Origin of the sequence: Micromonospora sp. C28SCA-DRY-2 (genome assembly GCF_030519475.1) — a bacterium.
In the GTDB taxonomy this organism is placed as follows: domain Bacteria; phylum Actinomycetota; class Actinomycetes; order Mycobacteriales; family Micromonosporaceae; genus Micromonospora.
This window is the reverse complement of the sequence record NZ_JAUMKD010000006.1, coordinates 223,585-236,985: the sequence shown is the minus strand read 5'-3', so window position 1 is coordinate 236,985 and position 13,401 is coordinate 223,585. Positions and strand designations below refer to the sequence as shown.

Below are 13,401 nucleotides of genomic sequence, written 5' to 3'. Positions count from 1 at the left end.
GTCAATGCAAAGTTACGCGCTGGTAACCCGTTGTTCCGCGAAGCATGCAAACCGGCATTTCGCCTCGCGAGTCTCCACAAGGGACGGCGGCTTTCCCGTGCCCGGCAAGGGATTGCCGGGCCGCGGCAAGCGGTCGGCCGCGACGGGCACCCGGGGTGGCCGGGCCGGATGGCATGCTGTGGGCCGTGCCCGAGACTCCACCCCGCGACGAGCGCCTACGGGTGATGCCGTGGTGGCTGGTCCTGGTCGGCCTGCTCCTCGCCGCCCTGCTCGGCTGGCTGGTGCTGGACTGGCTGCTCGGCGAGGCCGACCGGGCCGCCCAGCCGGACACCCGGGCCAGCCTGCGGATCGACGCCATCCGCACCGGGCTGACCGTGGTGGCCGGCACCGGCGGCGGGCTGGCGCTGCTGCTCGCCGCCCGCCGGCAGTGGATCGGCGAACGCGCGCAGCGCCACCAGGAGGCGGTGGCCGCGCGGGACCAGGCGCACCGGGAGCGGGTGCAGGCGCACGCCGAGTCGGTCGCCGAGGCGGCCGCGCGGCACCAGGACCGCCAGGCCGAGGCGGCCGAGCACGACGCCGCCGAGCGACGGCTCACCGAGCTCTACACCCGCGCGGTCGAGCTGCTCGGCAGCGACACCGCCGCGGTCCGCCTCGGCGGCCTGTACGCGCTGGAGCGGCTCGGGCAGGACAACCCGGCGCAGCGGCAGACCATCACGGCGGTGCTCTGCGCGTACCTGCGGATGCCGCCGCCGACCGACGACCCGCGCGAGGACGAGGTGCGGCGCACCGCGCAGCGACTGCTCACCCGGCACCTGCGGGCGGACGACCCGGGGCACTGGCCCGGCGTCACCCTGGACCTGACCGGGGCGCGGCTGGCCGGCTTCGACGCGAGCGGCTGCACCCTGGTCGACGCGGACCTCACCGGCGCGGTCTGCGCCGGCACCACCAGCTTCGCCGGCGCGAGCGTGCACGGCCGGCTCGCGCTCGGCGCCAGCTTCGACGACCTGGTCTGCGACGACCTCGCCGGCGACGCGGAGATCGTCCTGGACGGCGCCCGGGTGACCGGGACGGCCAGCTTCACCGGCGCCACGGTCGGCGGCGCGCTCTCGGCCCGCCGGGCCGAGTTCCACCGGGTGTCGGCCCGCGGCGCGACGTTCCACCGGCCGGTGACCCTCGACCGGTCCCGGTTCACCGGCAGCGCCACCTTCCGGGAGGCGGTGTTCCACGGCGGCGTCTCCGTCGAGCGGGCCGAGTTCGCCGGCTACGCCGGGTTCCGCCGGGCCCACTTCGCCGACCTGGCCCTGTTCCGGTGGGCGGTGTTCGGCGCGGAGGCGTGGTTCGAGGGGGCCCGGTTCGCCGGGGCGGCCAACTTCGGCCGGGCGCGGTTCCTCGGCCCGGTCAGTTTCGACGCGGCGACGCTGGCCCGCCGGCCGCTGGTCGACCAGGCCCGGGCGACCGCCACCGGGCCGCACACCTGGCCCGAGGGGACCGTGGTGCGCCGGCTCGACGACGAGTGGCTGCTGCTGGTCGACCCCTGAGCGGCGGGGTCAGCCGGCCGGCCGCCGCAGGCCGTCGAGGGCGATGCCGAGCACCCGGTCGCGCTGCTCCGGCGCGGTGAACTGGGCCATGGTGAGGCCGCTGATCAGCCGCAGCACGTCGTCGAAGGAGACGTCCGACCGCACCGCGCCGGCGGCCTGCGCCCGGCGCAGCATCGGCTCGCCGGCCGCGTAGATCTCGGTCCGGCAGGTACGGAAGACCTCCGAGTCGTGCACCAGTTCCTCGGCGAGCGCCCGCTTGGTGGCCACGTAGCCGACGAACCGGTGCAGCCAGGCCACCAGCGCGTCCCACGGCGGCAGGCCGGCCAGGTCGGCCGCGGAGCGGGACAGCGCCTGGACCTCGTCGACGTAGACCGCCTCGAAGAGTTCGCGCCGGGTCGGGAAGTGCCGGTAGAGGGTGCCGATGCCGACCTTGGCCCGCCGGGCGACCTCCTCCAGCGAGGCGCCGGCCCCGGCCTCGGCGAACGACTCCCGGGCGGCGGCCACCAGGGCGTCGTAGTTGCGCCGGGCGTCGGCCCGTTTGGGGCGCCGCGCGAAGACCGCCGGCAAGTCTTCACCGCTGGTCATGGCGTACGTCACCCCTCGTCGGTTGCATCCGGAGGAGCCCCTCCGCTAGTTTAATGGAGGCACCCCTCCGGAACTGACCGGAGCCGTGCCTCCGGATAGCTTACTCCGGCTCCGGCCCGATCCCCGCGCGCGATCGACGGCCCACCGACCACACGACCACGCCGGCCGACCGCCGTCGCCCGGCTCCGGTACCTCGACTCCTGGAGTCCCACCGTGGCAGTGACACTCCGACGCGGCTCGCGTCGGCTGACCTTCCTCGTCCTCGCCGCCGGCACCGGGTTCTTCGCGATGCTCCAGTCGCTGATCACCCCGGTGCTGCCCACCATCCAGCACGACCTGCACACCTCACAGAACACCGTCACCTGGGTGCTGACCGCGTACCTGCTCTCGGCCTCGATCTTCACGCCGATCCTCGGCCGGGTCGGCGACATGGTCGGCAAGGGGCGGATGCTCGTCGTCTCGCTCGCCGCGCTCGCCGTCGGCTGCCTGCTCGCGGCGGTCGCGCCCAGCATCGGCGTGCTGATCGCCGCCAGGGTCGTGCAGGGCATCGGCGGCGCGGTCTTCCCGCTCTCGTTCGGCATCATCCGCGACGAGTTCCCCGCGGCGCGGGTCTCCTCGGCCGTCGGCGCCATCTCCGCGATCATCGCCGCCGGCAGCGGCGTCGGCGTGGTGCTGGCCGGGCCGATCGTGGCCGCGCTCGACTACCGCTGGCTGTTCTGGATCCCGATGGTGGTCGTCGGCCTGACCGCGCTGGCCGCGCACCGCTTCGTGCCCGAGTCGCCGGTCCGCACCCCGGGCCGGATCAGCCGGCTCGCCGCGGTGCTGCTCTCCGCCGGGCTGGTGGCGCTGCTGCTGCCGATCAGCAAGGCCACCACCTGGGGCTGGACCTCGGCCCCGGTGCTCGGGCTGCTGGCGCTCGCCACCGTGTTGCTGGCCGGCTGGCTGGTGGCCGAGGTGCGCTCCCGGAACCCGCTGATCGACATGCGGATGATGCGCCTGCCGGCGGTCTGGACGACCAACCTGGCCGCTCTGCTCTACGGCGGGTCGATGATGGCCCTCTTCGCGTTCCTGCCGCAGTTCGCGCAGACCCCCACCGTCGCCGGGTACGGCTTCGGCGCCAGCGTCACCGAGGCCGGTCTGCTGATGCTGCCGATGCTGGTCACCATGTTCCTGGCCGGGGTGGTCAGCGGCCGGCTGGAGGCCCGGTTCAGCGCCAAGGCGCAGCTGGTCAGCGGCGCCGCGATCAACGCCGTCGCGCTCGCCCTGCTGACCGTCGCGCACGACGCCCGCTGGCAGGTCGCCCTCACCGCCGGCCTCTTCGGGATCGGGGTCGGGCTGGCGTTCGCCTCGATGGCCAACCTGGTGGTGCAGAACGTCCCGGCCGGGCAGACCGGCGTGGCGTCCGGGATGAACGCCAACATCCGTACCATCGGCGGCGCGATCGGCGCGGCCGTGGTCAGCGGCATCATCACCGCCCACCCGCAGGCCAACGGCCTGCCCCGGGAGGCCGGGTTCACCCTCGGCTTCCTGGTCCTCACCGCACTGGCCCTGGCCGCCATGGCCGCGGCCCTGGCCGTCCCGTCCGGCCGCCGGCGCCGGATGACCGAGCAGCCGACGGCCCTGGGCGTGCCGGCCGGCGCCGACGAGCTGGTGCCGGTCCCGGCGTCGCAGTGACCACACCCCCGGGCCACGGTTGCCCCGTGGCCCGGGTCCGGTCCCGGCAACCGGGCGCGGCGAGCGGGCCGAGACCGACGACATATGATCATCAGGTGACCCGTGCCCTCGTGCTGATCGACCTGATGCCCCGGATCATCGCCCTGGACCTGGCTCCGCACACCGGCGCCGAGGTCCTCGACCGGTGCCGGCGGCTCGCCGCCGCGTTCCGGGCCGCGGGCGAGCCGGTGGTGCAGGTCCGGGTCGAGCGGCCGGGCGTCGCCGAACAGCCACCCGGCAGTGACTTCGCCGAGGACCTGGTCGCGCCCGGCGACATCGTGGTGGTCAAGCGCACCGTCGGCGCCTTCCACGGCACCGACCTGGACGAGCGGCTGCGCCAGCGCGGGGTCGACACCGTCGTGCTCGCCGGCCTGGTGACCACGATGGGCGTCGAGTCGACCGCCCGCGCGGCCAGCGACCACGGCTACGAGCTGGAGTTCGTCGCCGACGCGATGTCCGGCTTCGCCGCCGACGAGCACGACTTCGCGGTCGGCCGGATCTTCCCCCGGTTCGGTGCCGTCCGGAGCACCGCCGACTACCAGTAAGCCGGCTACCCTGGTCCGATGGCCGAGACCATTGAGGACAGCCCGGTCGGGTGGGTCGCCAGCCACGTGCGCCGCTACCTGGAGACCGACGGCGCGGACGGCGGGAAGTACCACGGCTACGACACCCTGCTGCTCACCACCCGGGGACGCCGGTCCGGCACGCTGCGCCGCACCGCGCTGATCTACGGCCGCGACGGCGACCGCTACCTGCTGGTCGCCTCCAACGGCGGGGCGACGCGGCACCCGAACTGGTACCTGAACCTGTGCGCCGACCCGGAGGTGCGGGTGCAGGTCGGCGCGGAGAAGTTCGTCGCACGGGCGCGGACCGCCACCGGCGCGGAGCGGCAGCGGCTGTGGCAGGTGATGACCGGCGTCTTCCCCACGTACGCCGGCTACCAGCAGCAGACCGACCGCGAGATCCCGGTGGTGGTCGTCGAACCGAGCTGACCCGTGAAACGTCTAATCGACTTCTGCAGCACGGATCTGGTCAGCTATCGCAGCGAGGGAGCCCTGCCCGGGGACAAACCACCGAGTGGTCCCCTGCACCGCCTTTGGCGGCTCCCCCGGCGCCATCTTGAGCATCTGCATGGTTAACCCGGTAGGCGAGTACTGCTTCCCGTCAGCGGCCCAGAGCAGCGGGCGACGACGATCGTTGACCCAGGTGGCCTGCCCACGGCGTGGATCACTCGCAATCCAGGGCAACAGCGCTCTCCGCTCGGGTCCGGTTACGGCCCGGAACTCGACGGCGGCGCCGTCGGCGACCATCCCGGAGTTCACGATGACGGCGACTGCCGCCGCCTTCCGCTCAGTCTCCTTCGGCGCTGGGCTGTACTCCGCGGGTAGGTCAGGACGCGGCCGCCCACTCAGCACTGACTCAAGGACCAGTTCGACGAGCTGTCGACACTTCTGTGGATGTTTGAAGGTCACGAGTGCCGAACTGCTCGGGTACTCGGCGTCGAAATGATAGATCAACCACTCGAGCGCGGCGTCGGTCAAAGCCGGAACCATCGTCAGCACACGATCCCAGTCAGCAGCCCGGTCATCGAACGGCTCGTTCACGACTTGCTGCATCACTAGGTGCGCGATCAGCAGATCCCCATGCTCAGCGACCTGAGCTGCCCGACCTTCCCTCGCGCCATCGCCCGCAACGAGGTGAGCCAGAACGGCCCGAAGGACAAGAACTGAGCGCCAGACCCGGTATGCAGATGGCTGGGGGCCAAAGAGCAGGTGGTAGCTACCATTCGCACCGAACTCCCACAGAAGTTCTTGGTTCTGCTTGGCCCGCATCGCCAGTTCGGGATTGCGGTGCGCGCACGACAGCGCTGTCGCCGCCTCCACGATGGAACATCCAGCGTCCGCTGTCGGATCGACGTCGCCCCGCTTGTACACGTACGTCTTGTGCAGGGATAAGGCAAAGTCGTCGCGCAGCCTCGCCTGCCGCTCGTCCAGTGCGGCGTAGTCACGGGCCTTGACCTGATTCTGCGTGTTGGTCGCCTGCGTCACCTCGGTGGCAAAGCCCTCGGGGCAGCCCTCGAGCGAGATCAGACGAACCCAGACGCGTCCCCCGCTCGCAGTGTCAGGTGCCTGCCGCACTGCGTCGTGAATGGCGGCAACGGTTTGCGCGCCGTTGACGACGCTGACACCGCTCAGCACGAAGTCTCCTGGGCCGCCCGCAGAGTTCGCGAACTTCGCGGTGCGCCGGACACTGTCACACAGCACGGTGATGCCATTGTTGAAGTACCAGAAGTAATCCGGACGCTTGACCAGTGTCTCCGTGATGCTGCGATTGACGCTAGTCAATCCGAGAGAAGTGCGAATGTTTTTGGCAAACAATCGATCACCGTGCTCCTCATACCACGCTGCGACCTCACCCGCGTACATCGTCCCGTAGTAGGCCTTGAAGGGTTCCGGCACTGAAGCGAAACCATCGAGTCGGGCAGCGAGGGAGATCTTGGGCTCGCCGACGCCCGCTCGGACCAACTCGTGGAAGTCACTCAACCCCATGACCTTGACGTCGGTCATCGGCTCCGTTTCCTTGCGGGCCTGCTCGACGACGAAGTTGACCGCCTCAGCAAGCACGGGGCGGCCGAGCAACGCGACGACAAGGGTGATCTTGATGTCGCCCTCACTGAAGGCCCTATCTACCCTATCCGCCAACGCCTGGAACCGCTTGTTGAAGAGCGCATACTCTTCTCGCAGAAGCAGGTCGAACCCTTGTTTGAACTTCAATGCGCTGGCTTGGTCCAAGGATGCGTTACCGCTATCGCTCCATTTGGCCTGCACGAGCCAGACGTGCGGCACCTCGTCACTGACCGCGACGGCGTCGATCCCCCAGTCGTCGAAGCCGTCGATGACGGCGGCTGCCGCCTCTGTCGGCCCGACGCCGGCAAGGTGCTGGACCGCCATCGCCGCCAAGGCGCGAGAGAGAAATGCCTGCTCACGGTGCCTAGCTGGCGCCTTGTCATCTAGGTCACTCAGGTCGATTTGGCCGTCGAACTGACGTACCAGCGCCTCGCGTACATGACGCACCTGGAGGGGGTTCATCTGCGACTCTCCTATGCCGGACCCGTGTCCCGGTGGCTGCTTACAGCGCTCAGGGCGTCTGCGATGGCAGCGAACTCACGTAGCGCCGATTGAAGGTCTTCCACGATTTCTTGTGCGATGACCTCCGGCGGCAGCAACGCGTCTGCGTCCTCCAGCGAGGCATCCTTCAGCCACGTGATGTCGAGGTTGACCTTGTCCCGGGCGATCAACTCCTCGTAGGTGAAGGCCCGGAACCGCTCGGTCTCCACTCGTTGCGAGCGATCCTTACCCGGCAGGTAGCAATCCACGAAGTCCTGGAGGTGCTCTCGGCGCAGCGGGTTCTGCTTCAAGGTGAAGTGCTGGTTGGTCCGGAAGTCGTACACCCAGAGTTTTTGGGTCCACGGCTCCTCGCGGGCTCGCTTGCGCTCGAAGAACAGCACGTTGGCCTTCACCCCGCCGGCGTAGAAAATGCCGGTGGGCAGTCGCAGCAGGGTGTGCAGGTCGTACTGCTTGAGCAGCCGGCGGCGGATGGTCTCCCCCGCGCCACCCTCGAAAAGCACGTTGTCCGGCAGGACGACAGCTGCCCGACCGTCGATCTCCAATTGCGACGCGATGTGCTGGACAAAGTTGAGCTGCTTGTTGGCGGTGGTGGCCCAGAAGTCCGCCCGCTCAATCTCCCGCTCCTCGCGCGTGGACCGGCCGTCCTCGCCGATCATCCGAATCGAGGAGCTGCGGCCGAACGGCGGGTTGGCGAGCACCAAGCTGACCCGCCGGTCAGGCTCGCGGCTCAGCGAGTCCCTCACGCTGATGAGCGAGGGGCCGTTGGGGATGCCGATGCCGTGCAGCAGCATGTTCATCGCCGCAAGCCGAGCGGTGCCGTCGACCAGCTCGGTGCCGGTGATCGCGCCGTTGGCCAGCCGGCGCCGCTGGTCGGGAGTGAGCGAGCTGCCGTGGTGACGCTGGATGTGGTCGAACGCGGCGAGCAGGAAGCCGCCGGTGCCGCAGGCCGGGTCGGTGATCGTGTCGTCCGGCGTCGGCAACATACAGTCGACCATCGCAACGGTCAGCGCGCGGGGCGTGAAGTACTGCCCGGCACCGGACTTAGTGTCCTCAGCGCCCTTGGCGAGCAGCTCCTCGTAGGCATCGCCCTTGACGTCGACCCCGGTGCTCGACCACTCCTCCTTGTCGATCAGGTCGACGATGAGCCGCTTGAGCTTTGCCGGATCCTGGATCTTGTTCTGCGCCTTGCGGAAGATGGTGCCGAGGGTGCCCTCCTCGCGGGCTAGCCCGGTGAGGATGTGGCGGTACTGCACCTCCAACGCGTCGCCTTCGGCGTCGAGCAGCGTCTGCCAACTCAACTCGTCCGGCACGATCTGCTCCGGCCTCAGCGGACGCCGGGCCCGCTCGTCGGCCATCTTGAGGAACAGCAAGAACGTGAGCTGCTCCACGTAGTCGATGGTCGAGACGCCATCGTCGCGCAGCACATCACAGTAGTTCCACAGCTTCTGCACCAGCCGGCGCGAATCCGGACTGCTCACTGGCTCACCCCTGTTCGCAACTGCAGGCCCGCTTCGCTCACTCCTGGTACTCACAGTGGCAGAGCCTCCTGTTGGTAGCCACCGCCGGTCACCCTGATCGGCGGAGCCAGGAGCTCTTTTCGGGTACGCCGATAGGGCGTCTTCTGTTTTTGCAACGCGGCCTCCCGCTCGGCTCGGATACGGGCGAGCAATTCCGACGCCGGCTCGTCGCTCGGATCCTGTGGAACAAGCCGCCCAGCAAACGCCTCCGCAAGAAGTGAGGAGCGAAGCTTCCATGCACGACGAACGGAACTTCTAAGGACGCCTCGCAAGCGTTCAACCTCACCCACAACCGTCTGCCACTCATTAATGATGCGATCCTGGTCGATCGGGTCAGGAACCGGAAGCAGGACATCACCCAATACCGCCTGGTTGATCTTGTAGATCCCTGCGGTTGTCCGGGCAGCGCCTTCGATCTGCCGCCGCACCTGGGGGGAGTTCCAAGTCAGCGCGAGATACCGCGGCCGAACCACGGATGGGTCTACACGAACTCGGATCAAGGTGTCGGGAAAAGCGACTGCATCAGGCTCATCCTCCACCAAGCCACCAAGGCCAACGAGACGAAGGGAACCGTTCCCGCGACTAACAAGGAAGTCGCCTCGCCGCACGAGATAAGGCTGCGCGTCGTCCACACCCCAGTCTCCTTCCTTCCGTTCGGCAAGATTGATGCGCCCTGCTTGCAGTGCGGTTAAACGCAGGACCGGAAACCCTCCAGCGAGCGTAGGAACGGACCGGCCGTTAATCATTTTTTCGGCCAACAAGCTAGCGAGCCTGCGCTGTTCGGCCTGCTTCGAGCCGAACAGTCGTTCCGTCATAAGACTGCGAAAGCGCTCGAGACGCGCTTCCGCCTGACCTAGGAGTTGCCGCCCACGGTCCAGTCGAGCGACTTCGCCATCGAGTACGTCGACGATGCGGCGCTGCTCGGCAAGGGGTGGCAACTTGACCTCAAGGTTGTCAAACTTTCCCCGCGTGACGTGCACAATGCCGGACCCGTGCGTTACGCGCATGAGGTCAGCAAGCAGCGATTCGATCAGATAGTAGTGGAATTTCTTTTCAATGAATGACTCAACCCGAAAGATATGTTGATTTAACACCGCCTCCGGCCCCCTCCACAGAAAGGCACCGAGAGTGGCTGCCCAAGAGACGAGCAAATCGCCGTCTTTAACAATATACCGATCCTCGATCGGCCCCGAGTAGTAATTGTGGCTTGACTCCGGCTTGGTGAGGTTCTGAATCCTAATGATTGGACGGCCTTTCTCGGCCCACTCACTCTTCTTAAAGCCGCGGCCATTTATATATCGGCCAAGCTCTCCGAGGGTGGTGGAGGTCCAGCCCTGTGGTAGGTCGGTCACGCGGACAACTCCTGGTTGAGTTCTTCGAGAAGAGGTGCAGCCCGGTCGCCGAAGGTGCCGGCGTAGCCGTCGATGCCGCCGCGTTCGGTGAACGGCGCGCCGTCCAGGTCGTCGGGGGTGACCTCCACGCTGACCGCTATCACGTCCTTGATCCTCTCCAGCCACCACACCTGGTCGGCAGTGAACGTAGCTCCCGCCTGCTCCTGCCGGAGCAGCCACCCACGGAAGCGCTCCTCGACCAGGCTGCGGTACGGGCGCAGTTCCTGGTCGAGGCCCAACTCATACCGCACGAGGCTGACAAGATCGGTTACGCCTCGGCTGCCCGGCTCCTCGGCGGTCCGGCCGAGCAGCACATAGGCCTTCCATAGCGACTCCGGCGTCCACGCCTGCGGCGGCCGGGCGATCCGCGCGGCCAGCTCCTTGAGCTGCTCGTAGCCGATCCGACCGCGGCCCTCGTAGAACACCTGCAATGCGGTGATCTCGTCGCGGTGCTGTTCCAGGTAGTCATGCCAGCTCTTCACGATGACCTGGGCGCGTTCCTCAGCCGGCACTCCGGCCGCCGAGAGGAGGGTGTCCGCGTTCACCTCGTCGATGGTGATGTCGTGCGCCCGTCGGATCTCCAGGATCCGCTCACGCAGCGCCGGGTTGGCCGCCAGCGGGCGCAGCGCCCCGGCCAGGAGGTCACGTACCGCCTCCGTTCCAGCCTCCTTCGCCGGGCTGAGCTGCTCCGGAGCGACCGCCTCCACCATCCCCCGCACGATGCCGGTGAGCGGCTGCTCAGCCAAGTCGGCAAGTTCCTGCCGCTCTGCGTCGGTGAGCTGCTGGTTGAGCCGGGACAGCCGGGACGCCAGGGTGGCGACTTCGTCCGCGCTCGCGGTCAGCGTGCCGGCCTTGCGCAGCAGGTCGCGCAGCGAAATCTGCCGCTCGGTGTGGCGTTGCAGCGGCACCGCCTCGTCCAGGTCGGCCTCGGTGACGCCAACAGCGTCGACGATGACGAACCGGTCCTTCACCTCGGCGTCGGGCGTGACGGCCTGGAACTCGGCTATGTCTATGGTGCGGGCGCCGCGGCCTTTCATCTGCTCGAAGTAGGTGGCGCTACGCACTGGCCGGAGGAAGAAGACGCACTCCAGCGGCCGGACATCAGTGCCGGTGGCGATCATGTCGACGGTCACCGCGATGCGCAGCTCCGGGCTGTTACGGAATGCCTGGAGCAACGTGTCGGGGTTGTCGCCGTCGCGGCGCGAGGCGTACGTGATCTTCGCGGCAAACTCATTGCCTCGGCCGAAGACGAGCCGCACCATCGTGAGGATCTCCTCGGCGTGGTTGTCGTCGCAGGCGAAGATCAGCGTTTTGGGCACGGTCGACCGGCCTGGGAAGATCTCGCTGAACAACCGGTCGCGGAAGGTCTTCAGCACCAGCTTGAGTTGGCCCTTCGAGATGACGGACCGGCCGACCTGGCTGCCGGCGTACGTGAAATCGTCCTCCAGCTCCTGGTAGCGCTCGGCGCGAGTGCGGCGGTCGCGCAGCGGCACGACGGTGCCGGCCTCGATTTTCTCCCCGGCCTCGGTGATCTGCGTCTTGATCCGGTACACGTCGAACCCGACGTTGACTCCGTCGGCGACCGCCTGCTCGTAGGTGTACTCAGAGACGAGATTTTGCTGGAAAAAGCCCATCGTCTGCTTGACCGGGGTGGCGGTCAGGCCGACCACGAACGCGTCGAAGTACTCGATGACGGCCCGCCACTTGCCGTAGATCGAGCGGTGGCACTCGTCCACCACGATCAGGTCAAAGGTCTCCGGCGGGATGTGCGGGTTGTAGCTGACCTCGGCCGGTGCATCCAGCTCGTAGCTGTCGTAGGCTCGGTCGTCCAGGTCGACATCGGGCAGGTCGGCGCCACGCAACGCCGCGTACAGCCGCTGGATGGTCGAAATGACCACCACCGACGAGTTGAGCATCCGCGCGCCGGAGAGCCGGTCGACCGGGTACAGCTCGGTGAACTTCCGCCCGTCGTCGGGTGTCTGGTAGGCCGCGTACTCGCGGAGGGTCTGCTTGCCAAGATTGTTGCGGTCGACCAGGAACAGGATTCGGCGCGCCCGCGCGTGCTTGAGCTGACGGTAGCTGGCCGTCACCGCCGTGTAGGTCTTGCCCGCGCCGGTCGCCATCTGGATCAGCGAGCGGGGCCGGTCCTCAGCCAGCGACCGCTCCAGGCCCTCGATCGCGTCGATCTGGGCGGGGCGCAGACCCAGCCGGTCCAACGCCGGCATCCGCCGCAGCCGGTGTCGCAGCGTCGGCGCCGCCGGGTCGTCGTCCGCCTCCCGCATCCAGCGAGCGAGCGTCTCCGGCCGGTGAAAGGCAAAAATCTCACGGGTACGCGGGAACGGGTCGAGCCGGTTGACGAAGGCAGTCTCGGTCCCGGTGGCGACGTAACCGAAGGGCAGCGGGGCGTCCCGCCGCCACGCGGCAAGCTTCTGCTCGGCGGTCAGGCCCGTGAGGTAGCGGTCGAGCTGTGCTTCCACCCCGCGCGGCGCGGTGCCCTCCCGCTTGGCCTCGATCACACCAACCAGCCGCTGCTCGACGTAGAGCAGGTAATCAGCGCGGCCGGTCGCCAGGGTCACCTCGCGGACCGCAACGCCCGTGCCCGCGTACAGGTTGATCTGGCTCTCATCCTGGATCAGCCAGCCGGCGGCGGTGAGCTGCCGGTCGATCTCGACCCGGGTCTGTACCTCGTTCAGCGGCTCCCGGGACGCCCGCCGGGCGCGGGCGATGAAGTCCTCCCGCTTCGCCGCCGAAACCTTCGGCGCCTTGGCGCTCTCGAACTCCTGTTGGGCCGCCTGGGCCGCGGGCGTCAGTGCTACCACCAGGGTCGCCGCCTCGCCACGCCGGGCGTCGGCGGCGAGGATGGTCCGCTCGGCCGCCAAGGCCGCCTCGTCGCGCGCCTGGGCAAGGGAAGGCTTCCCCTCCAACAGCAGCTTGGTGTCAGCCAATTGCCGCTTGTAGCGGGTGATCTCGGCCTGGAGCCCTTCGACGACGGTCGCGGACACCTGCTCGGGCGGCGGCGTCGGGGGCACAAAACCGATGGGCGAGCGATCCCCGGTCAGCGCGCGATGGAACCACAGCCCCAGCTCAAAGCATGTCCGGAGCAGCTCCAGCGCGGTGCGGAGCTCGTCGAGGTGGTCATGGACCGCCTGATTGCCGACGCTCCGTAGGCGCTCGAACGCGGCGTAAATGTGCGGAACGAGGGTGCCGTCAGCGTTGAGCGCCCGCACCTGGTGTACAAACTTTTCACTGACCGGCCTGGCGTTCGTGCGGCGTACGAGATCCTGCGCGAGCACCTCGCCGAAGCTCCGTGTCTTGAACATCGCAGCCTGGGCGTCGACGTAGACGAGCGCCTCCGCTCCCGCACCGTAGAAGACCAGCAGCGGGTGATCTTTGAGAAAGCCGAAGTTGGCGGATCGCTCCGCCAACCGCCCTATCTGTCGAGGATCCACGAACTCTCCACGCCCATAGCCCGCGATGAACACGTCAGGATACGGCGCAGTCACCGGACGCACAGCCCTTCACCTGGCCG

General features: G+C 68.4%; 9 protein-coding genes. 4 read left to right on the top strand and 5 right to left on the bottom strand.

Annotation, left to right across the window (positions count from 1 at the left end; genetic code table 11):
• Window positions 1-185: 185 nt before the first annotated feature.
• Window positions 186-1,538, top strand: a complete 1,353-nt coding sequence (locus Q3W71_RS23945; RefSeq protein ID WP_302921676.1) for a pentapeptide repeat-containing protein — start codon at window positions 186-188, stop codon at window positions 1,536-1,538.
• A 9-nt stretch (window positions 1,539-1,547) separates the two neighbouring features.
• Here the strand turns inward: Q3W71_RS23945 and Q3W71_RS23940 are convergent, their stop codons facing one another.
• Window positions 1,548-2,123, bottom strand: coding sequence for a TetR/AcrR family transcriptional regulator (locus Q3W71_RS23940; RefSeq protein WP_302921675.1), 576 nt, complete (start codon window positions 2,121-2,123; stop codon window positions 1,548-1,550).
• A 213-nt stretch (window positions 2,124-2,336) separates the two neighbouring features.
• Between Q3W71_RS23940 and Q3W71_RS23935 the strand changes: the two genes are divergently transcribed.
• From Q3W71_RS23935 to Q3W71_RS23925, 3 genes are all read left to right on the top strand, one after another.
• On the top strand, window positions 2,337-3,797 hold the full coding sequence (locus tag Q3W71_RS23935; protein WP_302921674.1) for an MFS transporter: 1,461 nt from the start codon (window positions 2,337-2,339) through the stop codon (window positions 3,795-3,797).
• A gap of 95 nt (window positions 3,798-3,892) precedes the next feature.
• A complete protein-coding gene (locus Q3W71_RS23930) occupies window positions 3,893-4,381 on the top strand; it encodes an isochorismatase family protein (RefSeq protein ID WP_302921672.1) in 489 nt (162 codons plus the stop codon).
• A gap of 18 nt (window positions 4,382-4,399) precedes the next feature.
• Window positions 4,400-4,828, top strand: coding sequence for a nitroreductase family deazaflavin-dependent oxidoreductase (locus Q3W71_RS23925; protein ID WP_302921670.1), 429 nt, complete (start codon window positions 4,400-4,402; stop codon window positions 4,826-4,828).
• A 12-nt stretch (window positions 4,829-4,840) separates the two neighbouring features.
• On the opposite strand, the gene Q3W71_RS23920 is transcribed toward Q3W71_RS23925, so the two are convergent.
• Genes Q3W71_RS23920 through Q3W71_RS23905 form a run of 4 tightly spaced genes read right to left on the bottom strand, consistent with a single transcriptional unit; the run spans window position 4,841 to window position 13,354 of the window.
• The gene (locus Q3W71_RS23920) at window positions 4,841-6,925 is read right to left on the bottom strand and encodes an AIPR family protein (protein ID WP_302921669.1); all 2,085 of its coding nucleotides are present in this window, start codon (window positions 6,923-6,925) and stop codon (window positions 4,841-4,843) included.
• Window positions 6,926-6,936: 11 nt separating this feature from the next.
• Window positions 6,937-8,442, bottom strand: a complete 1,506-nt coding sequence (locus Q3W71_RS23915) for a class I SAM-dependent DNA methyltransferase (protein ID WP_302921668.1) — start codon at window positions 8,440-8,442, stop codon at window positions 6,937-6,939.
• Window positions 8,443-8,492: 50 nt separating this feature from the next.
• Entirely contained in the window at window positions 8,493-9,833 is a 1,341-nt protein-coding gene (locus tag Q3W71_RS23910) for a restriction endonuclease subunit S (protein WP_302921666.1), read from the bottom strand.
• Entirely contained in the window at window positions 9,830-13,354 is a 3,525-nt protein-coding gene (locus Q3W71_RS23905) for a type I restriction-modification enzyme R subunit C-terminal domain-containing protein (RefSeq protein ID WP_302921665.1), read from the bottom strand. Before Q3W71_RS23905 ends, Q3W71_RS23910 begins: the two co-directional genes overlap by 4 nt.
• Window positions 13,355-13,401 lie beyond the last annotated feature (47 nt).

Excerpts from the sequence above, each read along its gene's own strand:
- Q3W71_RS23940 (WP_302921675.1), bottom strand. The coding sequence starts at position 2,123 with ATGACCAGCGGTGAAGACTTGCCGGCGGTCTTCGCGCGGCGCCCCAAA.
- Q3W71_RS23925 (WP_302921670.1), top strand. The coding sequence starts at position 4,400 with ATGGCCGAGACCATTGAGGACAGCCCGGTCGGGTGGGTCGCCAGCCAC.
- Q3W71_RS23920 (WP_302921669.1), bottom strand. The coding sequence starts at position 6,925 with ATGAACCCCCTCCAGGTGCGTCATGTACGCGAGGCGCTGGTACGTCAG.